This is a genomic window from Vallitalea guaymasensis (genome assembly GCF_018141425.1).
GTDB classification, from domain to species: domain Bacteria; phylum Bacillota; class Clostridia; order Lachnospirales; family Vallitaleaceae; genus Vallitalea; species Vallitalea guaymasensis.
Window position 1 is genome coordinate 3,076,944 of record NZ_CP058561.1, and the last position, 26,414, is coordinate 3,103,357.

Here is a 26,414-nt window from a genome sequence, read left to right on the forward strand (position 1 = left end):
GCATATGTGTGGTATTTGTGGTTATGTTGATTTGAAAGATGAAGACCGTATAGACAGGAATGTTCTGTTAAGCATGATTAATGTGCTTGAGCATAGAGGACCTGACGATACAGGTTATCATATTGAACGTAATATAGCATTAGGATTCTCAAGATTAAGCATAGTGGATCTGGAAGGTGGTCATCAGCCTCTGAACAATGAGAACGATACAATTTTTTTAATATGTAATGGAGAGATATTCAATTATAAAGAATTAAAGAAAGAACTCATAGAAAAAGGTCATACTTTTCGTTCGAAATGTGACGTAGAAGTCATATTACATCTATATGAGGAATATGATACGGATTTTATTAATTATCTAAATGGGCAGTTTGCATTTGTCATATATGATAGTCGGAAGAAAAAGTTCATATGTGCTAGGGATAATGTAGGTATAGCACCATTTTATTATACAGTTATAGATAAAATGTTTATATTCGGTTCAGAGATAAAAGCTATCTTACAGAATCCTTATGTAAAAAGGCAAATAGACCTTACTGGTTTGGACCAGATTATGAATTTCCCAGGAATGGCAAGTCCACGTACTCTATTCAAGAATATCAAGAGTCTTGAGCCGGGGCATTTCCTTAGTGTAGACAGAACTCATGGAATTGTTAACACTGAATATTGGGATTTGATCTATCAAAAGGAAGATGAGAAAGAAGAAATTCATGATGAAGAGTATTATATAGAGCATCTGAATGACCTCCTTACAAAATCAGTTAAGAGAAGATTACAGGCAGATGTACCAGTTGGTTTCTATCTAAGTGGAGGACTAGACTCAGCTTTGATTGCAGGGAAAATATATGAAGTTGGTGAAGGTATTCAAAGGAATTCCTATTCAGTTGATTTTAATGATAAAAGTATTTCAGAAGGAAAGTATCAGAGGCTAATGGCAGGGAAGGTGAATTCTATTCACCATGAAATAAGATTTGACCTTAACTCTATTGCTGACAGAATAAAAAAGGCTGTATATCATTCAGAAAGTGCCCTAAAAGAAAGTTATAATACAGCTTCACTTGCCTTATCTAGTGCAGCTTGTTCTGATAATGTAAAAGTAATTCTTACTGGTGAGGGTGCTGATGAATTATTTGGTGGTTATATTGGATATAGATTCGACCAATTGAAATCCAATCAGAAGCAGAGTCAGCCAATAACAGATGAATTAAAAAGAGAAAATGAGATAAGAGAACAGTTATGGGGAGACGAGAATTTCTTATATGAGAAATATCATTATAGCTATTCCCAAAAAGTAAGAGAATTGTATTCAAAAGAAGCTAATGCAGTATATGATGAATTTAACTGCTATAAGCATCCCTTAATCAATAAGGAAAGGATTAAGGACGTAAGCATATTTAACAGAAGGTCATATGTTGATTTCAAATTAAGAATGGGTGACCATTTACTTACCGACCATGGTGATAGGATGGCTCTCGCCAATTCTGTAGAGGCTAGATATCCTTTCCTAGATAAAGATGTGATAGAGTTTGTAAAGAAAATTCCTACAAGCATGAAGTTAAAAGCTTACAAAGAAAAATATATATTAAAAAGGACTGCTGAAAAGGTAGTTCCTATGGAAATAATTAAACGTCCAAAATTTGCTTTTGTAGCACCAGGCAGTTCTGATCTGCTTAAGATGAATAATGAATATTTTATGGATCTTTTATCGTATGAAAAAATAAAAAGACAGGGAATATTTAATGCGGATACTATTGAAAGATACAAAAAACAATATTTAAAAGATGGATTCAAACTTAATGTTCCATATGATGATGATATGTTAATTATTGCTTTGACTTTTAATATATTTTTGGATCAATTCGGTATTAACAGTCTTTCATAAAAAGAGGATGGAGGAAATAGTATGGTTAACACGATACAGAATAAATTACTGGAAGCATTAAAAAAATATAATAGTAAAACAGCAGCAGAATATAATGAGCAAAAAGTAACCTATGAAGAGATTGATCATAGGTCAGAAACTATAAAAAATGTACTTGTTGCAAAACAAATCCCACAAAAAACACCAGTAGGGATACTTCTTGACAATAAAGTAGAAATGATAACAGCCATGATAGGAATATTAAAAGCAGGTTGCATATTTGTTCCTCTTGATGAAAACTATCAAAATACCAGATTGAAAATCATGTCAGAATGTGCAGAACTAAAATATATCATTACAGACAAAAAAAGCGAAGAAAGAGCGGAAATGATACTCCCTCAAAAAGAAGGAGTCATAATAGTGTCTCATAACGAGGACAACCAGTGTGGCTGTGAGCATATTACTTATGACCCAAAAGACCCTATCTACATATTCTTCACATCAGGAACAACTGGTAAACCAAAGGCAATACTAGGCAAGAACGAAAGTCTGTTGAACTTTGTAGAGTGGGAAGGTAAATACCTAAGTAATATAGAAAACCTAAGAGTCAGCCAACTGACTTCTCCAGGTTTTGACGCAGTGATGAGAGACATATTCACTACACTATGCCATGGAGGAACCATTTGCATTCCAGAAAAAAGAGAAGTCATACTAGATGGAAAAAGACTTGGAGACTGGATAGAAAGATCACAGGTGAATGTAATACACTGTACACCAACTCTATTTAGACTAATAGATGAAGCAAGAAACGGCAAAGAGAGATATGAAAATTTAAAATATGTGATGATGGCAGGAGAGAGAATCATACCAAAAAGCTTGAAGGACTGGTATGAAAAACAAGGAGAAAAAGTACAGCTAGTAAATTTCTACGGACCATCAGAAACCACAATGATAAAGACCTATTATGAAATAAAGGCTTCCGATACAAATAAAAGCAGTATATCTATAGGTAAGCCAATGGAAGGAACAAGAATACATATCCTGGATAGAAACCTGAAGGAATGTATGGATAATGAAGAAGGAGAAATATACATAGAAACAGAGTATATGACTCTAGGATATTACAACAACGAAGAAATGACAAAAGAAAAATTTGTGAAAATAAATATAGAAGAAACAGAAAAACTAATGTACAGAACAGGTGATTACGGAAAGATAATGCCTGACGGAAATCTTGAATACATAGGAAGAAAAGACAGACAGGTCAAGATAAGAGGGAACAGGATTGAACTTGGGGAAATAGAAGGAACCATGCTCACTTATCCAGGAGTCAAAGAATCACTTGTACATGTTGAAGAAGAACAGGAAAAAGCCAAGTACTGCAGCAGATGCGGAATCACTTCAAAATACGAAGGAGTAATCATAGGTGAAGACGGTGTTTGCAACGTATGCAAGAAATACGAAGGATATGAAGATATAACAGCAGAGTACTTCAGACCCCTTGAAGAACTAGAACAAAAACTCAAGAACAACCCTTATGAAGGAAAATATGACTGTCTATTACAATACAGTGGAGGAAAAGACAGCACATACGTATTATACAAGCTTGTAGAAATGGGAGTAAGAGTACTTGCATTTGTGTTTGACAACGAATACATATCAGAAACAGCCTTCAAGAACATAGACAGGGTAGTAAAAGAATGCAACGTAGACTGTATAATACAGACTCAGAAGGATATGAACAAGGTATTCCTTGAAGGATTAAATGAAGAATGCAGTGTATGTAAAGGATGTTTCAGAGTACTTAACATACTAAGTGAAAGATATGCCTATGAAAACAAAATACCATATATAATAAATGGATTATCAAGAGGACAGATATTCGATGTAAGACTCTATGACATATTTGAACAGGGAAAACAAATAGAAGATGTAGAAGAAATAGAAAACAAGATATTTGAACAAAGATGTCTATATCATGCTAAGAAAGATTATGTAACCAAAAGCCTTGGAGAAGAAATGATAATAGACAGGGAGATATTAGAAAAGACAGAAGTAATAGACTTCTATAGATATACAGACGTAACCAAGAAAGAAATCCTTGACTTATTAAAAAGCAAGAGTGACCATTGGAGTCAGCCACAGGATACAGGTTCATGCTCCAGTAACTGTAGGGTAAACGATGTGGGAATATACGTACAGAGAAAAAGGAAAGAATATGACAATTACACTTTCCCAAACAGCTGGGAGGTAAGACTAGGGCATATAACCCTAGAACAATCATTAAAAGAACTAGCTGAAGAAGTGGACAAAACAAAAATAGTAGAAATAATGGAAGAAATCGGATACGAAGACAGACTGGAAAAAGAAGATAGAAAGAAAACAATAGCAGGATACTATATATCAAATGAAAGAATAGAAGAAAATGAATTATACGAGTATCTACGAGAAAGACTTCCAGCATATGAAGTACCATCCAAGGTGATGCAGATAGAGAAGATACCTATCAATATGAATGGCAAAATAGATTATGAGAAACTGCCTAAGATAGGAGACATACAGCTTAAAAAGAGTGTAGCCTATAGAGATGAGATAGAATTGAAACTTGCAGAAATCTGGAGTGAGATACTAGAGACAGACAACTTTGACAGGGATGATAATTTCCTTGCCATAGGAGGTCACTCATTGAAGGTAATGACTATGATTTCTATGATATATGATTCTTTTGAAGTTGAATTACCATTGGAAGTTGTATTCAATAATGCGGTTATCAGCAAAATAGCTGATTACATAAAAAACAATAATAAAATAAAGATTGATAAAATAGTAAACATAGGGCAGAAAGAATACTATGAATTATCACCAGCCCAACGAAGAATAGTCTACATAGAGAAATATGAAGATGTAAAAACAACTTACCATTTAACTAATAAATTCATGCTTAATGGAGTAGTTGACGAGGAAAGATTGAATGATGCATTTATGAAATTAATCAAAAGACATGAATCCTTAAGAACTTCCTTTGAACTTCATGATAATGGATTCGTGCAGATCATAAACGATGAAATTGATTTTAGATTGACTGTAATTTCATGTAGAGAAGAAGAAGTGGATGAATATATTTCTAACTTCATTAAACCATACAACTTAGAAAAAGCACCATTATTCCGTGGGGCACTAATAAAATTCAATGAAGAAAAGAGTATGATAGTTCTTGATCTCCATCATACAATAGCAGATGGAAAATCAGTTAGAATCATTCTACGTGATTTGCTGGCTCTATATAAAGATGAAACATTACCTGAATTGAAGGCAAGATATGTTGATTATACCCAGTGGTATAACAGATTAGTTGAAGGTAAACGAGAAGAACAAGAAGCGTACTGGCAAGATGTATTAAAAGACTATAACATTACCAAAGGTCTTATGAAAGACTTTGAAGTAAGTGGTGAGAGAGAATACAAAGGTGGAAAAATAACTGAGTATATATCAGATAATCTATATAATGCTTTGAACAAGTTAGCTGTAGAAAATCATACCACAGCATTTATACTTCTTTTTGCTGCTTACAATGTTTTATACAGCAAATATACAGCAAAGGAAGATATTGTTATAGGTACACCTATTGAAGGAAGAGAAAATAATGAACTTAAGGATATGGTAGGTATGTTCATAAATTCTCTTGCCATAAGGAGCTACCCAGAAAAAGAAAAAACTTTTTATGATTATCTAACCGAGATGAAGGATGTAGTCATCGGTGCTTTTGATAATGATGAGTACCAAATCGACAATATACTTAATGAATTATCAAAGGATAGTGAGGTTATAGATAATAATATTTTTGATGTTACATTTGCTATGCAGTATATTGATACATTATCTGAAGATATTGCAGGGGTAGAGGTAGATTACTTGAATGAAAACAACGTGATGGAATTTGAGAATCTAAGAGTCATAGTCTATAGCTATGAAAACACATTAATTTTATCACTTGTTTATTCAAAAGATTTGTTCAGAGATGAGACAATAAGCCAGATGATGAGAGATTATCTCAAAATATTAGAAACAATAACAGATAACCCATATATCAAGATCAAAGATATAAATCTTACTAATGAAGTGTTCAATGACATCAGTAACGAAGAAGAATTAGATGTGGGCTTCAGTTTTTAATCAATTAAGCTATTGACAGGTAGTTATGCAGTATATAAATGAGGATGGTGGAAATTATGGTTAACACGATACAGAATAAATTACTGGAAGCATTAAAAAAATATAATAGTAAAACAGCAGCAGAATATAATGAGCAAAAAGTAACCTATGAAGAGATTGATCATAGGTCAGAAACTATAAAAAATGTACTTGTTGCAAAACAAATCCCACACAAAACGCCAGTAGGGATACTTCTTGACAATAAAGTAGAAATGATAACAGCCATGATAGGAATATTAAAAGCAGGTTGCATATTTGTTCCTCTTGATGAAAACTATCAAAATACCAGATTGAAAATCATGTCAGAGTGTGCAGAACTAAAATATATCATTACAGACAAAAAAAGTGAAGATCGAGCAGAGATGATACTCTCCCAAAAAGAGGGAATCATAATAGTGTCTCATAACGAGGACAAGCAGTGTAGCTGTGAGCAGATTACTTATGACCCAAAAGACCCTATCTACATATTCTTCACATCAGGAACAACTGGTAAACCAAAAGCAATACTAGGCAAGAACGAAAGTCTGTTGAACTTTGTAGAGTGGGAAGGTAAATACCTAGGCAATATAGAAAACCTACGAGTAAGTCAACTGACTTCTCCAGGTTTTGACGCAGTGATGAGAGACATATTCACTACACTATGCCATGGAGGAACCATTTGCATTCCAGAAAAAAGAGAAGTCATACTAGATGGAAAAAGACTTGGAGACTGGATAGAAAGATCACAGGTGAATGTAATACACTGTACACCAACTCTATTTAGACTAATAGATGAAGCAAGAAACGGCAAAGAGAGATATGAAAAGTTAAAATATGTGATGATGGCAGGAGAGAGAATCATACCAAAAAGCTTGAAGGACTGGTATGAAAAACAAGGAGAAAAAATACAGCTAGTGAATTTCTACGGACCATCAGAAACAACAATGATAAAGACCTATTATGAAATAAAGGCTTCCGATACAAATAAGAGCAGTATATCTATAGGTAAGCCAATGGAAGGAACCAGAATACATATCCTGGATAGAAACCTTAAGGAATGTATGGATAATGAAGAAGGAGAAATATACATAGAAACAGAGTATATGACTCTAGGATATTACAACAACGAAGAAATGACAAAAGAAAAATTTGTGAAAATAAATATAGAAGAAACAGAAAAACTAATGTACAGAACAGGTGATTACGGAAAGATAATGCCTGACGGAAATCTTGAATACATAGGAAGAAAAGACAGACAGGTCAAGATAAGAGGGAACAGGATTGAACTTGGGGAAATAGAAGGAACCATGCTCACCTACCCAGGAGTCAAAGAATCACTTGTACATGTTGAAGAAGAACAGGAAAAAGCCAAGTATTGCAGCAGATGCGGAATCACTTCAAAATACGAAGGAGTAATAATAGGTGAAGACGGTGTTTGCAACGTATGCAAGAAATACGAAGGATATGAAGATATAACAGCAGAGTACTTCAGACCCCTTGAAGAACTAGAACAAAAACTCAAGAACAACCCATATGAAGGAAAATATGACTGTCTATTACAATACAGTGGAGGAAAAGACAGCACATACGTATTATACAAGCTTGTAGAAATGGGAGTAAGAGTACTTGCATTTGTATTTGACAACGAATACATATCAGAAACAGCTTTCAAGAACATAGACAGGGTAGTAAAAGAATGCAACGTAGACTGTATAATACAGACTCAGAAGGATATGAACAAAGTATTCCTTGAAGGATTAAATGAAGAATGCAGTGTATGTAAAGGATGTTTCAGAGTACTTAACATACTAAGTGAAAGATATGCCTATGAAAACAAAATACCATATATAATAAATGGATTATCAAGAGGACAGATATTTGATGTAAGACTGTACGACATATTTGAACAGGGAAAACAAATAGAAGATGTAGAAGAAATAGAAAACAAGATATTTGAACAAAGATGTCTATATCATGCTAAGAAAGATTATGTAACCAAAAGTCTTGGAGAAGAAATGATAATAGACAGAGAAATATTAGAAAAGACAGAAGTAATAGACTTCTATAGATATACAGACGTAACCAAGAAAGAAATCCTTAACTTATTAAAAAGCAAGAGTGACCATTGGAGTCAGCCACAGGATACAGGCTCATGTTCCAGTAACTGTAGGGTAAACGATGTGGGAATATACGTACAGAGAAAAAGGAAAGAATATGACAATTACACTTTCCCAAACAGCTGGGAGGTAAGACTAGGGCATATAACCCTAGAACAATCATTAGAAGAACTAGCTGAAGAAGTGGACAAAACAAAAATAGTAGAAATAATGAAAGAAATCGGATACGAAGACAGACTGGAAAGAGAAGATAGAAAGAAAACCATAGCAGGATACTATATATCAGATGAAAGAATAGAAGAAAATGAATTATACGAGTATCTACGAGAAAGACTTCCAGCATATGAAGTACCATCCAAAGTAATGCAGATAGAGAAGATACCTATCAACATGAATGGAAAAATAGATTACGAAAAACTACCTAAGATAGGAGACATACAGCTTAAAAAGAGTGTAGCCTATAGAGATGAGATAGAATTGAAATTGGCAGAAATCTGGAGTGAGATACTAGAGACAGACAACTTTGACAGGGATGATAATTTCCTTGCCATAGGAGGTCACTCATTGAAGGTAATGACTATGATTTCCATGATAGTAGATCATTTTGATGTTGAATTGCCATTAGAGGTGGTATTCAATGATGCAGTTATCAGTAAGATTGCTGATTATATTAGGAATAATACCAATGAGGATACTGATGAAATAAAACCTGTTCAAAAGAAAGAATATTATAGAATTACTTCAGAGCAGCTAGGTTTCTATATGCAAGAACAGTTAAAGGATTGTCTTACAGGAAATAATATTGCAACGGTAATTGATATCAAAGGTAGTGTTGATTCAGTAAGGCTGGAAGATGCTATCAGAAAGATGCTATATAGACATGATATATTTAGAACATCTTTTGATGTGATTAACGAAGAAATTATGCAGATAGTTCATGATGATGTACCTTTCAAGTTGAATATAGTAACAGAAGAGAATTATGATATTGGAGATTATGTAAAGCCATTTGACCTACAAAAGGCACCTCTTATAAGGGCAACATTATTTCAAAATGAGAACAGTACAAAACTGCTTCTTGATTCTCACCATACTGTGGGAGATGGTTTATCTGTAATGATAATGATAAATGAGCTGGCTGCACTATATGAAGGAAGAAATATGGAAGAGTTATATATACAGTACAAAGATTTTGCACAGTGGCAGGCAGATCACAAGGAATCCATAGATACAACAGAGGAAAAAGAGTATTGGAAGAAAAACTTTGAGAATTATAATCCTCAAAAAGGTAAAATTGCTGGATTTAGCCCAGAAGAAACAGAAGTGTATGCTGGAAATGATATAGATGAGATTATAACAGACACTACTCTATTAAATAAATTAAACAAAGTAGCCAAAGATAATAGAACTACACTTTTTATGGTATATTTTTCAGCTTTCAATATTGTATATTCTAGATATACTGCTTCAGAAGATGTTGTAATAGGAACACCTTTACATGGAAGAAATTATGGTGGACTTAGTGATATGATTGGTACTTTTGCTAATGGTGTACCACTTAGGAATTATCCTTATGGAAATAAGACTTTTGCAGAATTTATGGATGATGTCAAAAAAACACTTATAGGTGCAATTAATAATCAGGAATATCATGTTAATGAAGTCATACAGGATTTGACAAATGGGCAATATCATAACACATCATATTTATTTGATACAGTATTCACTATGTTTATTCTAGATAGAGAATTCATAGAGAGTGATAATATCACATTAGAATACGAAGATGATAAAACAACAGTAGAAACACAAAAGATGAGAGTAATTGTCAAGATTCTCCCTGACAAGACTAATATAAAAATAAAATATGCATGTGACCATCTAGAGAAAAATATGATTTTCAGAATGATGGAAGATTATAAAAAAGTGTTAGAGGTCATTTCACAAAATGATTCTATTAAGATAGAGGATATTAGTCTGGATATGGATATAGTACAAGACACAAAGATAATTGAAGCTGATGTAGATTTTGATTTTTAAACTACAAATACTATAGTGTGTATAGAGGTGACGTATGAAAGAAGTAAGGAGATATATACTAGAGCAGGTTGCATCAGGCAGTTTGGATAAAGAAAAAGCTGCCAAGATGCTTATGGAAATGTATGATTATGTATTATCTGAAGATAACGTAAAAGAAGAAATCAGTATTAGTGAAACAGAGGATTTGGATAAAAGTAATCATTCAGACTTTGAAGATATAATAAAGGATTCACAGGAAAAAGAATATTATCCAATGCTTCCATCACAAAAGATGATTCTTCTACATCAATTCATGAAAAGGGATACTGCCTATAATATCCCTCGTGTGCTTTTTCTTGAAGGAGATGTTGATGAAGAAAAGATCAATGATACATTTAAAACAATAGTAGAGAGGCATCATGCCCTAAGAACATCATTTCATCTTCATCACGGTGAATATATGCAGAAGATCAATGGGGTTTCTGATTTCTCTATTGAATCCGTTGAAGGAGATGAAAAGAATATAGAAGATGATATACGGTCATTCGTAAGAAGTTTTCAACTTGATAAGGCACCCTTGTTCAGGGTAAGGCTGATTAAATATGATAGTAGAAAATATGTTCTTCTTATGGATATCCACCACATCATTTCTGATAGAAAATCAATAGTTGTCTTGATGAATGAGTTTCAGCAGCTATATCAAGGTATAGAGCCAGCGAAGACGGAAGTTCATTATGAGCATTATGTTGAATGGTACAACAATTTCTTGAAATCGGATATAGGACTATCAAAAGAAAAATACTGGTTGGAACAGTTTGATGATGGAAAGATGTCAACAGAATTGAAAACAGATTACTCAAAGGAAGGTATAAGAAAATATACTGAGAAATCACTATATCATGAATTTCAGGATGATTATCGTGATAAGCTGTTACAGTTCTGTTCTAGCAATGGTGTCACATTAAATATGCTAATGCTTTCTGTATATCATGTACTACTATGGAAATGGCTTGGAAAAGATGATTTGGTAACTGGCTTAAGCTGTCAGGGAAGAACCATAAAAGAAGCTTATAACATGATAGGTATGTTTGTTAATACTCTTGCCATAAGAAACTATCCTTCAGGAGAGAAGAAGTACTTCGATTTCTTGAATGAGACAAAAGAGATTCTACTGAATGCTTATTCTAATCAGGAGTATCCTTTTGACGTATTGACGGATAAGATAAGACAGAAGTCAAAGATTAAGGATAAATCATTGATAAATACATTGTTCATAATGCAGAATACAGATTATGGTGAGCTTGAATTAGGTGACATAAGAGTAAAACCATACCATGATTATATAGAGACTGATGGACGTTTTGATCTACAGATAAATATATTCAATTCATCAGAGAAACATTTGAATATATGTTTTATATATAGTAAAGAATTGTTCAAGGAAGAGACCATAAAAACATTATTGAATGAATATATAAGCATCCTTAAACAAGTCGTTGATGAACCTGAAAAATTGCTGAACAATCTTGATATAAATCTATAAAGGAGAAGTTTGAATAGTATGGATAGATATATGAAAAATATAATAATATCCAGTAACAAATATGAGAAAGAGCATGATTACTGGCTGAGTATTTTATCTGGATGTGAAAAGAACAGTATAATACCATATGACAATATTAGTGATAATAAAAATAGCAATATGAAAGAATATGAATATGTTTTTGACAAAGCTATATATGGGAAAATGAAAGCACTATGTAATAATTCTCAATATGCCATGTTCATTCTTCTTACCACTGGAACAGTTTATCTGACTCATATGTATATGGATCAAAATGAGGTTATGATAGGTTTTCCATTACTTGCTGACAGTGATAAACAGAGCAGAACCAATGCACTGTTGGCTCTAAGATATAACATGAATGATGATAAAACATTTAAACAGTTGCTTATAGAATGTAAGGAGAATATAAAATCAGCATATGAAAATCAAATATATCCACTATACCATGTTTTTCAGTCCTTACAGCTTCCTATGTATAAGGATGAACCATCATTCGGGATTGTAATTGAGATGGAAGGACTTCATGACATGGATGATACCTATACAGAAAGTTCAGATGTGATATTTAGGTTCAAAATGGAAAATGACAGCCTCAGTGTCAGGTTAATCTATAAAGAAGAATTATATAATATTGAAACTATACAAACCATTGCAGAAGACTTAAATAAGTATATGCAGTGTGTTATGGCAGATTATAATATTCTTATTGGTGATATTGATATTTTGTCAGAACCTACATTGCTTTCATGGAAAGAAAAAATGGAAGCTGTTAGATTAAATAGTATAAAAGATAGTGATGATGAAGTAGAAGAAGATGAAGATATTTATGTTGCTCCAAGGAATGCTAGAGAAGAAGAACTGGTAAAAGTATGGGAAGAGATTCTAGGTATTAAGGATATCAGTGTTAAAACCAGTTTTTTCAAATTAGGTGGAGATTCCATCAAAGCAATCAGAATGGTTGCAATGCTGTCTGGCTATAAATTTTCAGTAAAAGATTTGTATACCTATCCAACAATAGAGAAGTTGAGCAGTGTACTAAAAGAATCTGATGAAGTTATAAGTCAAGAAATGTTTACTGGAGAAGTTGCTTTATCTCCAATACAAAAGAACTTCTTTGAAAATAAGGATATGAATTATTCTCATTATAACCAGTCATTATTCTTGTATAGTGAAAAAGGATTTGACATGGATATTGTAAAAGAAGTAATGGAAGGAATAATTACTCATCATGATATGTTGAGAGCCATGTATAGATTAGAAGACAATAAAGTGGTTCAAGAAGTATTATCTACGGATAAAGAGAATATAGAAAAAGCATTCTGCTTAGATAAATTTGATAATATTAAAGAAAAAGATATATTATCCTCAATAAATAACTTACAGGCTGGACTAGATATAGAAAATGGTCCACTTATAAGAGGGGCATGTTTCCATAAATCAGATGGGGATCATCTTCTCTTGGTAATACATCATCTATTGATTGATGCATTTTCCTGGCGTATCATTCTTGAAGATTTTGCACGTGGCTATAACCAACTTCTAAATGGAGAAAAACTGAGATTAAATAATAAAACCCATCCTTATAATAAGTGGGTTGATAGATTAATGCAATATGTAAATGAAGAAGAAATAAAACAAAGCCAAGATTATTGGATGAAACTTGGAGACAAGCTAAAATCTGAAAAAGATGATCATGATAAATGTATGACTAAATTAAAAGACAGAAAAGATTTTGCTGTAGTATTTTCACAAGAGGAGACAAAATTAATTCAGCAAAAATCTGGTGAGCTTTTTATAAATATGGATTATGTAATATTAGGCTGTATTGGTCTTGCCCTTAAGAATAACATTGATTTTAAGAATTTTGTTGTTAATATTGAGGGTCACGGTAGAAGTGAAATAGATGACGACATAAATATTGCAAGAACTGTTGGTTGGTTCACCAGTGTTTATCCTATATATTTATCCATTGATGAAAATGATATCCTCAAATACATAGAAAAAGTCTCTGATAACATAGAATCAGTACCAAATCGTGGACTTGATTATGGAATTTTAAGATACTTGTCCAAAAATGATATATCAGAAAAGCTGGATTTTGAATCGGATATCCGTTTTAATTATCTAGGAGAATTTGACCAGAATATAAACCATGACTTGTTTGCAATATCTGATATGGATTTTGGTAATACCATAGATGAAAATATGCTTTTAGATTACATATTTGATATAACTGGATTGATTATAGAGAATAAGCTGAGGATTAATTTCAACTATATCAAAGAGATAATTGACGAAGAAGCTCTTAACTGTATTACGGAGAATTTCAGAAAAAATATAGCCCTGTTCCTTGACTATAATAAAAATGAGGATGTGGCACAAAATGAAAAATCAAAAGTATATATTGATGGGATAAAGCCATTTAATGATGTAATATACAAAGACTGTTTTTATAGTGCCTTATTCCCAGTACTTGAGTTTTATAATAAGAGTATTAAAGAAATACTTTGCAATGATGTGTTCATCTATGATGGTTCAGATAACTATGAAAGTATAGATACAACATATCTGGTTAAGGATAAATTAATTCCTATGTTCAATAAATGTGGATTGAAGGCTAATAGAATCATTCGCAGCAATAATATCATAAGCAACATAAAAACTGCACTGAAAAAAGGCAGATTGGTTATTATACAGATAGACTGTTATTACAGTTCAATACGTAAGGATACTTATGAAAAAGAACATTGGCCACACACAATACTAATATATGGATATGATGATGAATTAGAGTCTGCATATGTTCTGGAACAGAGTGATAAGAATATACTGGACTTTACAGAAAGAACTATGAGCTACAATGACATTATCAATGTATATGATGGTGCCAAGAAGAATTTTATTAGAGATAAACAATATCCATCATACATTGATTTTAGCCTCAAACCTTCACAGGAAGTATCAAGGAAAACAGATGAAGAATACGCTAAGATGTTGATGAAACATATGCTAAACCACAAAGATGAAGTAATGGAGGGGCTTGATAGACTTCAGAATTTCATTAACAGATGTAAGGAATTGGTTAAAGACGAGCAGAAGTTTGCTGAAGCTGTAGATAGGCTGTATTTTAGTATCAATAACATATTAAAAGCACAACATGCCAGAAAATTTCAATTGGATACTGTCTTCAATGGACAGCTTATGGATATGAGTGTCTTGAATGAAATAATACGAGGTTGGAGATTAGAGATGAATATGATAGGAAAGTATATTCTGACTAAGAGATTCAAACCAGAATCTTTACAGAAGACAGGGGAAAAACTCCAAAATCTATATCTAATGGAAAAACAGTTTATTGAAGAGCTTATGAGCAAATGTGTTGATGGGATTGAGACTACTATGGAGATAGGAGGAGAATGATGGATAAGACTATTGATGAAAAATTCAAAAGCAAACTTATGGAAATTTTTCAACTAGAAGAAAATGCCATTGTGCTTGATGTATCACTAAGCAAACTAGGTGTAAGTTCAATATATTATATAAAGATGGTTGTTGGTATGGAAGATATATTTAATATTGAATTTGATGATGAATGTTTGGATTATGAAAAATTTGAAACACTATCAGAGATATTAGAGTATATTAAGAAAAAAATCAGCGAAAAGCAATAAGATTATAGTTTACATAAATCTCATATACAAAAATAAATTGAAAAAACATTTTGTTAATGATAAAATTAAAATGTTAAAAAATTAAAATAAATTAAAATATAAGATAATGAAATGTATATTGAGTCAATAATTTATTTGATTATGGATATTTTGTATATGAGATAAGTAAGAATTACTATAAATTAATCTGATTAAAGTGATATGACTGAGTGAAATAATAATAAGAAAATCATAATCTTGATGAATGGTATACAGAAATGAGGAATGCTGCATGAAGGAAGGTAGCCTGTATGAGTTAACCTTGCCACAGAAAAGAATATGGCTGACACAAATGCTTCATCCCGATTCAGTCATGTTCAATATAGGTGGATATGTTTTAATAAAAGGAAGTGTGGATGTCCATAGATTGAAGAAAGCTATTATTTCATTCATGGATAATAATGTTATCTTTCATATCCGCATTACTGGAGATGGTGATAAATATTATCAGTATTATAATAGAATGAAAAATTATTCAGAAAATGAAATATCCTATGTGGACTTAAGTAAATCTTGTTCTACCCAAGAAGATTTGGATGTATGGGTGCAAAAACAAGGGGAAATCCCCTTTGTTCTAGAAGACAACCTTTTATACAAATTCATAGTTTTCAAACTTAATGATAATGCATATGGATATTTTATAAAATTACATCATGTTATTGCAGACGGATGGACTTTCCAGCTATTGACGGATTGCATAGGCAGAGAATATGAAAATCCAACTTCTGAAAATGTGAAAAACCAAGATATATGTTCTAATTATGAAAGATATATCAATGATGAAAAACGTTATTTGACATCTGCACAGTACCATAAAAATAAATCATTCTGGATGGAAAAGATGAGTAATCTTTCCTTGAGCAGTGATAAATCATCATCAGAAACAACAGCCAGAAGAAAGACATTTACATTGGACAATTCTATAAGAGAAGAATTATATGGATACTGTAAATGTAATAAGATTTCAATGAATGCTGTATTATTGACTACCTACTTGATATATCTAAGAAAGAGTACTCAGAAGAAGGATATAATTATTGGAGTTCCTTTTTGGGGAAGAAATTCTAAGAAGGACTTTAAATCTCTTGGGATGTATGTGAGTTCTGTACCTTTCAGGTTTATTATAGACGATGATGAAACAATAAAAGAGATGGCAGTAAGGGTACGAAATGAATTGATGGCATGTTTTTTTAATCATAGATATCCATATAATATAATGGTAAAGGATCTAGGATTAACTGGTGCCCAAGGTGAAAAGATATACGATAATTGTTTTAACTATTATAACTTGAAACTATTAGAAAAAATAGATGGGTTAGAGGTATCTAGTAGAGAATTCTTTAATGGTGAACAGAATTATTCTCTACAGGTTATCATAAGAGATTGGAATGAGAGTTCAAGCCTTGGTATAGATATTGACTATAAAGTGACTGATTTCAAAGACGGTGATATTGAGTCAATGGGAAAACAGCTTATTAGTGTAATCAAGAAAGTAATAAATGATAATGAATTGAGCATACAGCAGGTTTCATTATTAACCGATGATGAATATGAAAAGCAGGTTAACCAATTCAATAATACAGAAACATATTCCATTGATAAAACAGTTATTGACTTATTCGAAAAACAGGTCAAAATCGCTGGTGATAAAGGCGCTCTTGAAGATGGAGATAAGTGTTTAACATATGAACAGTTGGACGAAAAAATAAATCAGCTTGCTGGTCGGTTAAGGGAAAAAGGAATAGGCAGAAACAGCAAAGTAGGAATAGTTACAGAGCATTCATTGGAGACCATAATAGCTATAATGGGGATATTGAAGCTGGGAGGAATTTTCATTCCCATTGATAGTAATTATCCAGAGTCTAGGATAAAGTATATAATCGAAGATACTGCTATGGATTTGATTTTAACCAATTTGGATGATTTTGAATTACAAGAATCCTCAGCTGATGTAATGTATCTAGATTATGAAAGCATGTTTTGGAGTAAAGATTATTCCAACATAGATAGTATGTGCAGTATAGATGATATAGCATATATATTATACACATCGGGAACTACAGGAAAACCCAAAGGTGTCATGGTAGAACATAGGGGACTTGCTAATTACATAATATGGGCAGACAAAATGTATGTAGATGGTGCTGAAGGGTCATTTCCTTTGTTTACTTCTTTGTCCTTTGATCTAACCATGACATCGGTTTTTACCCCATTAATAAGTGGAAATAAAATCGTCATTTATAGAGATGATGAAGATGAATATGTGTTACACAGAATTATGAATGAGAATAAGGTGCAGGTAATAAAGTTAACTCCTACACATATGTCTCTACTGACAGATAAGATTTATAAGAATTCTTCCATAAAAAGAATGATTGTAGGTGGTGAACAGCTCACTACGAATCTTGCCAAAAGGATAACATTGAATCTGGGAAGAGATGTTGAGATATATAATGAATATGGTCCAAGCGAAGCAACGGTTGGATGTATGATATACAAATATGATATGAATAGCGACAAGGGGCACGTGGTTCCAATAGGAAGTCCAGCAGCCAATACTAGAATATATATCTTAGATAATGACTTGAATCCTGTTCCTATCAACAGTATAGGTGAATTATATATTTCAGGTAAGGGACTGGCAGCAGGATATATCAATAGAAGTGAGTTGACTGCCCAAAAGTTTGTTGACAACCCATTGGAGAATGGAGAAAAGATGTATGCAACAGGAGATCACGCCAGATTCATTAGAGAAGACTGCATTGAATATGTTGGAAGAAAAGATATGCAGATCAAGATTCATGGTCATCGTATTGAATTAGATGAAATAAAAAATGTTCTACTTGAAAACGATGCCGTCAAAGAGGCTATTGTCATTAGCAGAAAAGACAATAATGGAATGGAAGGTTTATGCTGTTACTATGTAAAACGTTCATTTGTGACAGTAGAGGACTTGAGGCAGAATCTAGCAGTGAAGTTACCTAATTATATGATTCCTAATTGGTTTATAGAAATAGATGAAATACCATTGACTACAAATGGAAAAATAAACGTGAACTCTCTTTTACAAGTACAGGTCACAAATGAAAGGGCAACAGATGGAATTGAAAGTCATAGTGAATCGGTTGACATATTACTTGATGTAATGAGGAATATCCTGAAAAGAGAGGAACTATCTCCTATAGACAATTTTTATGAGATAGGTGGAGATTCAGTCCAAGCCATAAGAATATCTTCAAAAATGCTTGAAGAAGGCTATAGATTGAAAGCCTCCGATATCTTATCCGGTTCAACAATAAATGACGTTGCAAGGAACATGAAGGCAATAGGTAGTAGGGAGCTTAGCCAAGTAGATGGTGAAGTTCAGTTTACTCCCATATTATCACAGTTTTTTAATATGAACCATAAGGATAACAATTATTATAATCAAAGTATTGTTCTAAAGATGAACAAAAAGATAAGTCACCAACAGGTAGAAAAAGCTTTTAGTTATCTAGTAAAATTTCATGATTCATTAAGATTGAATTATGATAAAAACTCTGGAAAGCTCATATATAATGATGCCCATGATAATCATGTATTTCAAGTCATTCAATATGATTTATCTGAGTATACTGAAGAACAACAGAAAGAAATGATTATTGATAAAGGAATAGAATTAAAATCAGGTTTTGAAATAGAGAAAGATTTGTTAATAAGAGCATGCTGTTTTCATATTTCTGAGCAGGATAATATATTATTAGTGACAGCACATCATATTGTTATAGATGGTATCTCATGGAGCATCTTACTTGAGGATTTTGAAAAATTACTGAAGCAGATTAGAGATGGAAACAGGATGGAATTATCCTATAAGTCTGCATCCTTTAAAGACTGGAGTACTTATCTCATAGGAAAAAGAACTGACAATGAACTAATAGATGATTATATTGAGAACACTGAAAAATATGAAAATCAGATAAAGTTGTATGATTGTAATATTACATATAAAAACAGCATAAAAAGAGAATTGATTCTTCCAAAAGATAGGACAAGCCAGTTACTTAATCTTGTTAATGAAAACAATATGATAAGTGAATTGGACATGGTAATGACAGCTGTAACGATGGCACTAAATAAAATCATCTCAAGTGATTGTTTGATCGCCGATATGGAATGGCACGGAAGAAATGAAAGTGATGAGATAGATGTATCTAGGACAATAGGGTGGTTTACCGCTATTTCACCTATTGTTATTGAGAATTTAACCGAGAATATAGAATCTACAATGAAAAAAATTAAAGATGGAATAAAGAAAGCTAAGGAATACAGTAAGAATAATACATTTGTTTCATGGTACTGTCAGAATAGGATTAATAAAAAATCGGTATTAAAAATGAATTATCTAGGTAATTACAGCTCTGTACTGGATAAGGAATTGTTCGGGTACGCAGATTACGAAACAGGTGTAGATATAAGCGAAGATAATTATATGGAAAACCCAATAGAGGTAAATGCCATAATTGTTGACTCTAAATTAAAAATCAGTCTTTGCTGTAGTTTAAACATCTTAAGTGAGATGCAGATAAATGAATTCTGTAATCACATTACCACCTGCTTAGATGAATTGATACAGGTTGTAAAAGATAATAAGGATATCAATTTTTTGCTATCTGATTTTGATACTGTTGAATTAACAGAAGAAGATATGGAAAATCTTTTTTATTAAAAAATATGAATAGATGGAGAGAAGGTAATATGAAAAAATCGTATAAAAACCCTTTTTATGAGTATGGAGAAAAGTTAAGTTCTGTTAAAGAGTTGATGATATTTTCAGCAAAAAAACACGGCGAAAAAACTGTATTCAAATATAAGCTAAGAAACAAGATAATAAGCAAGACTTATAATGAGTTATTGAGGGATGTTAAAGAGAAAGCCCAATTTTTAGTTTCTTTGGATCTGCCAAAACAGCATATCGCCATTATAGGAAAGACTTCATACGATTGGATAGTTTCATATTTATCTGTATTGTATGCAGGAATGGTAGCTGTTCCTATAGATATTCTACTTAGTACAGAAGAATATCTTGAGCTTCTTGAGCGTGCTGATGTAGACATTGTTTTCTGTGATAAAAAATATTTATCAGATATAGAGAAAAGTGATTCAAAAGGATTGAAGAAGATCATATGTATTAATGATAGTCAAGTATTAGAAAATGAATCAACACTATCTAAAAAATACGATATATCCTTGGATGATGCAGTTGACAAAAATAAAATTGATGCAGAGGCACTTGCCCTAATTGTTTTTACATCAGGGACTACTGGTAAAAGTAAAGGTGTAATGCTAAGCCAAAAAAATATTATAGTAGATGTAATGAGTGCCAAACGAATACTTGGTTTGGATGAAAGAGATACATCCTTGTCAATATTGCCGCTATATCATACTTATGAAATGACATGTGATATATTGCTGATGATGTATTATGGTGCATCAGTCTGTTTGAATGACAGCTTAAAATATATGAGCCAGAATCTAAAACTCTTCAAACCATCTGTCCTATATGCTGTACCTATGGTAGTTGAGAGCATACATAGAACGATTATGGAATCTGCTAAGAAAAAAAATAAAGAGAAGATATTAAAGAAGATGTTGAAGCTTTCTACTGCATTGCAAAAGGTAGGAATTAATCTGTCCAGAAAAATATTTAAGAGTGTACTCGATGAATTCGGTGGAGAATTGAAACTTATAGTTTCAGGAGGAGCTTATCTGGACCAATCTTATATTGATTTTTTTGATGCTATAGGAGTTAATATTGTACAAGGTTATGGAATTACGGAATGTTCACCATTATTATCAGCAAATCCAGACCGTTTTAAAAAGAAATATTCAATTGGTTGTGTAGTTTCCTGTTGTCAGGTAAAGATAAATGAAGATGAGAGGTATGAGAAAGTCAACGGTCACTTGGTAGGTGAAATACTTGCAAAAGGTGATAATGTAATGCTTGGGTATTATAAAGATACAGAAAATACCAATAAAGCATTTGAAGGAGAATGGTTCAAGACTGGTGATATTGGGTGGATGGATGAAGATAACTATCTGTATATTACAGGTAGAGTCAAAAATCTGATCATCTTGAGTAATGGTAAGAATGTAAGTCCTGAAGAGATTGAAGGGAAGTTATCGCTTCTCCCAGTTATCAAGGAAGTACAAGTAGTATCTAAGAAAGAGAATAACACAGAACAGATACAGGCAATTATTTTTCCAGATGAACTATTTATAAAAGAAAACAATATTGTGGATGTACAAAAATATATTGAAGACCAAGTTAATGATGTGAATAGGTCATTACCTGTTTATATGCAGGTAGGTAGTGTGAAGTTGAGGGATACTGAATTTCCAAAGACATCTACTAAAAAAATTAAAAGACTATAAGCTACACTGTAGGAGGAAATGAAATGGAAAATATGGAAATAGAAAAAAAAGTAATCTCTATTGTAGAGGATTATCTAGATGATGAAAATATAGAGATAAACAAAGAATCTAATCTCAGGGTAGATACAGGAATAAATTCTATGGTTTTAATATCCATGATTCTGAAATTTGAAGATACGTTTATGATTACTATTGATGATGATGATATACCTAAAATGATTACAGTCAATGATATCGTAACATATATCGGAGAAAAACTAAACTAAAGTAAGGGAGGGTATCATTACGAAAGTTTTAGGAGTAATAGGAGGAGTAGGACCGTTATCAACTGCTTATTTTCAGGAACTAATAGTAAAAATGACTAATGCTAAAATGGATCAGGAACATTTGAATATGATAATCTTCAACATGCCAATGATTCCTGATAGAACTAAATACATATTGGATAAGTCAAATGATAATCCAGTTCCAGTATTGATAAATATAGCAAAGGAATTAGAAAAATTAAATGTAAGTAATCTTGCCATGCCATGTATTACCGCACATCATTTTTATGATGACATAGTAAAAGAAACTAATGTAGAATTTATCAATGTCATCAAGGAAACAAGAAAGCTGTTAATTGATAAAAATGTACATTGTGTGGGAATAATGGCTACAGAAGGAACAATTAATTCCCAGTTATTTCAAAAAGAAATGGGGAAAGCTGGAATACATGTGAAAGTACCAACAAAAAGGATGCAGAGCCATGTTACAGAGTTAATATATGATAATGTAAAATCAGACATTCCAGCTGATACCAAAAAGTATGACTTGGTTATTGAAGACTTAATAGAACAAGGTGCAGAGGTTATTATAATAGGATGTACAGAATTATCAGTGATAAATAAAGAACATAAGGTTGAGTATAAGGTTTTGGACACTCTTGAGTTACTGGCAAAACGCAGCATAGAACTGAATGATCTTCAAGTAAAAGAAGAATATGACACATTGTTTTGATCCAAAAAGTGGTCTGATTAGGAGGATATGACAGATGTTTTTTGAAGATTTTACAAGAAATAATAATGAAAGCTCCCTACAAAAATCTATATATCATATGTTATACATGCTGGCTTCATTCAAGGAAGTAGAAGTCTCATTCAATGATAATATTGATACTAAGAATTATCTAGAGGGAGAAGCTGAGTTCTATCAATATGTTAAGAATCTGTATTTTGATATGTATCATAATAATGAAAAGTACAAATTGGATTCAACCAAATATGATGAGTATATGAAGAGCGATAAACGAAGTAAGGGGAAATTCATGGTAGAAAAACAGCATCATCAGGATGCAAAAGAATCTTCTCTTAGAAATAAGTTTCAGCAGTCTGTAACATTTTATTTTAGGTTTTTATATGAATTAGGAATTTACGCTGACATATGTACAGATACCTTTTCCTTGAAAATATCTAAAAACAAATATGAAAATGTGTTAAAGAATGCTGAGACAGCTAAAGTTCGTGGAGAAACCCATGAAAGAGCCGACATCCTGCTTAGCAGTGGAATTGATAGACAAGAGTATGAAGACGGTTATGTATTTTCTTGTGAAAAATATCCTAAGATGTTTTTGGGACTTGCTGTTTTGTGCAGGGCTCCTGAAAGTAAGTATAAATGGATGAATTATATGAGGCTTGATTATAAGAGATATCATTCACCTGCACCAGAAATGTCAGATATTAAAGAAACCATGCCACAAGACTCAGCACATAATATAAATATTCTTACAGAAACATTAAAAGGGATGCCCCTTAAGATGCGAGTTAAACCAATGAGAAATATTACATCAGACTTCAAATGGAAAGTGGAATTCATCTATAAGAGTAAAAGCTGTATCGGTTTCTATGTGGATTATACTTCTCTTTTGGTGTGTATATATTTTAATGATTCAAAAAACATTACTGCAATGGCAGATACTCTTAGAAATATGGATGAGGAGCTTTTTGAGTGGTATCGTAACCATATACCAGAAAGATTATGTAAATGTCCCAATAACAGATGGGTCACACTAGGAGATACAAGGCGCAGAATTTGTGGTATGTCAAATCGGCTGGATGTTAATAATCCTAATGAATCGGATATGGAAAACTGTGTAAAGGTATTACGCACATTTCGAAAATTATAATCATATTAAGATGGATGGGAAAGATGGAGATGAATAATTAATGAAAAGTATAGACACAGATTATGAGTATATTGTACTTGAAGGAAGCAGCTATGAAGTAGGTAAAATGCGTGGGGAGACTCTGAAAAATTATCCTGGTGATACCAAATACTATTATAATCTTTTTAAAGATTCTGATATACCTCTTTCCAATAAAAAGATAAAGTATATCAGAAAAGTATATGATGAATATTGCCCTGGTCTAAATGATGAGATAGAAGGTTTTGCAGAGGCATTCGGGGTTAAATCAGATAATATAGTACTAAATACTAATTTGTTTGAGAGTAATTATGGTTGTTGCCAAATCGTAGCATTGCCGTGTATAACGAAGAATAGTCACGTTCTTGTTGGAAGAAGTTATGAATATACTCCTGACGATGAAAAAAAATTATCCATATGCAGAATCAATGGAAAGCCAGCTCATCTAGGCTTTGCAGTTTTCCTGTTTGGAAGATACGAAGGGGTCAATGAACATGGATTATCAATAACTGTATCAGCAGCTGCACCAGGAGTTGAGACATCTGTTAATGGTGTAAGATTCTGGGTTGCCATAAGGAGTATTATAGAAAATTGTACTAATACAGAAGATGCAGTATATATGCTCAAGAACATGCCAATATCTTCAAATTCAAATTTCATTATTGCTGATAAACAGGGGATGGCAGTTTTATGTGAGGTTTCATGTTTTAATGGAAAGAGAGAAGTGAAAGTTAAAAAAGCAGAGGATTATCTAGTATCTACAAATCATTATACAATAGAAGGCATGAAAAAGTATAATGTCGCAAAAATGAATCAATCAGTTATGAGATATAATGCTGCACAGGAAACAATGAATAAGAGTATTCCAAATGTGAGTAAAGATACTCTCAAAAAAATACTAAGCAATAAACTGCCTCATGGGGTATGTTGTCATTATTATGAGGATGGGCTGGGAACCTTATATTCCATGATATTTGATTTAACAACATTGGACATTCATGTATGCTTTGGTTCACCAAATATCAATGGCTGGAAAAAATATGATATGTTTAATGAAAAGAAAGGGTCAACTAACATTAAGATTCCTTATGTTAATGAGTATCCAACTGCATTCAGCAATTTTTGGGCGAAATGCGATTAATAAATATGATAGGAGTTATATATGAAGAATTTTGTTTTTAACACACATACGAAAGTCTATTTCGGTAAAGAAAAGATTGTAGACTTATCAAAAGAAGTGACGAATTATGGTACTAACGTTTTGTTGGTATATGGTCAAGGTGCAATTAAAAAGAATGGAATCTACTCTGAGGTGGTAGAGGTCTTGAATAAATGTAATGTGGTTGAGTTTGGCGGCATTACACCTAATCCAAGGATAAAAATGGTACGAGAGGGTATCAAAATCGCACGGGACAATAAGATTGATGTAGTTCTGGCTGTTGGAGGTGCAAGTGTAATTGATTGTGCTAAAATCATAGCAGCAGGATATTATTATGAAGATGATCCCTGGGATCTGGTTATATGCCCAGGAGAAATCAAGATAGTACTTCCGATAATTACTGTTTTGACATCTTTTGGTACAGGTTCTGAGATGAATGGAAGTGCAGTAATCAATAATGAAGAAGAAGAGGAAAAAATAGGTACTTATTCTCCTTTGCTACAGCCTGAAGTATCAATTCTTGACCCGGTATATACATATTCTTTGTCAGCAGACCTTACAGCAGCAGGAGTAGTAGATACTATGTCCCATGCAATGGAAAGCTATTTTTCAAAGGATAAGGATACATTTGTACAAGACAAGATTGCAGAGGGAATCATTAAAACATGTATCAAATATGGTCCCATTGCAATAAAGGAAAATGATAACTATGAAGCCAAAGCCAATCTTATGTGGGCAGGAGCACTTGGACTCAATGGTCTTACTGGTGCTGGAAAGACTTCAGCATGGTCCTGTCATCCAATGGAACATGAGTTGAGTGCATTCTATGATATTACTCATGGTGTAGGAATGGCTGTATTGATGACCAATTGGATGCGTTACATATTAAATGATAAAACAGTGGACAAATTTGTGGAATACGCTGAGAATGTATGGCACATATTTAATGAGGATGACAAGTATAAAAAAGCTGAAAAAGCTATTGAGATGACTAGAAAATTTTTTGATGAATGTAATATGCCAGTGACACTTGGTGAATTAGGAATTGATGATGAAAAATTCGAGTCTATGGCAGTAAATGCAGTGAGCAATGGTTTGCTGACTTTTGCTTATGTTCCACTTAAAAAAGAAGATGTTGTCAACATATATAAGATGTGTTTATAGTAAGCAATGAAGAGATGAAAGGCTATCTAG

13 protein-coding genes are annotated in these 26,414 nt (G+C 32.5%); all 13 read left to right on the forward strand.

Features of this window, described 5'->3' with window-relative positions; translation table 11 throughout:
- The first annotated feature begins 4 nt into the window (after positions 1-4).
- The 13 genes from asnB (at position 5) to HYG85_RS13485 (ending at position 26,384) form a co-directional block, all read left to right on the forward strand.
- Positions 5-1,882, forward strand: coding sequence for an asparagine synthase (glutamine-hydrolyzing) (asnB, locus tag HYG85_RS13425; RefSeq protein WP_212690094.1), 1,878 nt, complete (start codon positions 5-7; stop codon positions 1,880-1,882).
- A gap of 21 nt (positions 1,883-1,903) precedes the next feature.
- Positions 1,904-6,034 (forward strand): non-ribosomal peptide synthetase, encoded by a 4,131-nt coding sequence (locus tag HYG85_RS13430; protein WP_212690095.1) that lies wholly within the window; start codon positions 1,904-1,906, stop codon positions 6,032-6,034.
- 56 nt (positions 6,035-6,090) lie between these two features.
- On the forward strand, positions 6,091-10,209 hold the full coding sequence (locus HYG85_RS13435) for a non-ribosomal peptide synthetase (protein ID WP_212690096.1): 4,119 nt from the start codon (positions 6,091-6,093) through the stop codon (positions 10,207-10,209).
- A gap of 34 nt (positions 10,210-10,243) precedes the next feature.
- Positions 10,244-11,731, forward strand: a complete 1,488-nt coding sequence (locus HYG85_RS13440) for a condensation domain-containing protein (RefSeq protein WP_212690097.1) — start codon at positions 10,244-10,246, stop codon at positions 11,729-11,731.
- A gap of 18 nt (positions 11,732-11,749) precedes the next feature.
- Complete coding sequence (locus tag HYG85_RS13445) at positions 11,750-15,175, forward strand: condensation domain-containing protein (RefSeq protein WP_212690098.1); 3,426 nt, start codon at positions 11,750-11,752, stop codon at positions 15,173-15,175.
- A complete protein-coding gene (locus HYG85_RS13450; protein WP_212690099.1) occupies positions 15,175-15,426 on the forward strand; it encodes an acyl carrier protein in 252 nt (83 codons plus the stop codon). The genes HYG85_RS13445 and HYG85_RS13450 overlap by 1 nt, the downstream gene beginning before the upstream one ends.
- Positions 15,427-15,697: 271 nt before the next feature.
- On the forward strand, positions 15,698-20,173 hold the full coding sequence (locus HYG85_RS13455; RefSeq protein WP_212690100.1) for a non-ribosomal peptide synthetase: 4,476 nt from the start codon (positions 15,698-15,700) through the stop codon (positions 20,171-20,173).
- 29 nt (positions 20,174-20,202) lie between these two features.
- Entirely contained in the window at positions 20,203-21,879 is a 1,677-nt protein-coding gene (locus HYG85_RS13460) for an AMP-dependent synthetase/ligase (RefSeq protein ID WP_212690101.1), read from the forward strand.
- A gap of 23 nt (positions 21,880-21,902) precedes the next feature.
- Positions 21,903-22,145 (forward strand): acyl carrier protein, encoded by a 243-nt coding sequence (locus tag HYG85_RS13465; protein ID WP_212690102.1) that lies wholly within the window; start codon positions 21,903-21,905, stop codon positions 22,143-22,145.
- 16 nt (positions 22,146-22,161) lie between these two features.
- Entirely contained in the window at positions 22,162-22,878 is a 717-nt protein-coding gene (cuyB, locus tag HYG85_RS13470) for a cysteate racemase (protein WP_212693755.1), read from the forward strand.
- 34 nt (positions 22,879-22,912) lie between these two features.
- Entirely contained in the window at positions 22,913-24,043 is a 1,131-nt protein-coding gene (locus tag HYG85_RS13475; RefSeq protein ID WP_212690103.1) for a hypothetical protein, read from the forward strand.
- A 40-nt stretch (positions 24,044-24,083) separates the two neighbouring features.
- Positions 24,084-25,202, forward strand: a complete 1,119-nt coding sequence (locus tag HYG85_RS13480) for a C45 family autoproteolytic acyltransferase/hydolase (RefSeq protein ID WP_212690104.1) — start codon at positions 24,084-24,086, stop codon at positions 25,200-25,202.
- A 21-nt stretch (positions 25,203-25,223) separates the two neighbouring features.
- Positions 25,224-26,384 (forward strand): iron-containing alcohol dehydrogenase, encoded by a 1,161-nt coding sequence (locus HYG85_RS13485; RefSeq protein ID WP_212690105.1) that lies wholly within the window; start codon positions 25,224-25,226, stop codon positions 26,382-26,384.
- The last annotated feature ends 30 nt before the right edge of the window (positions 26,385-26,414 follow it).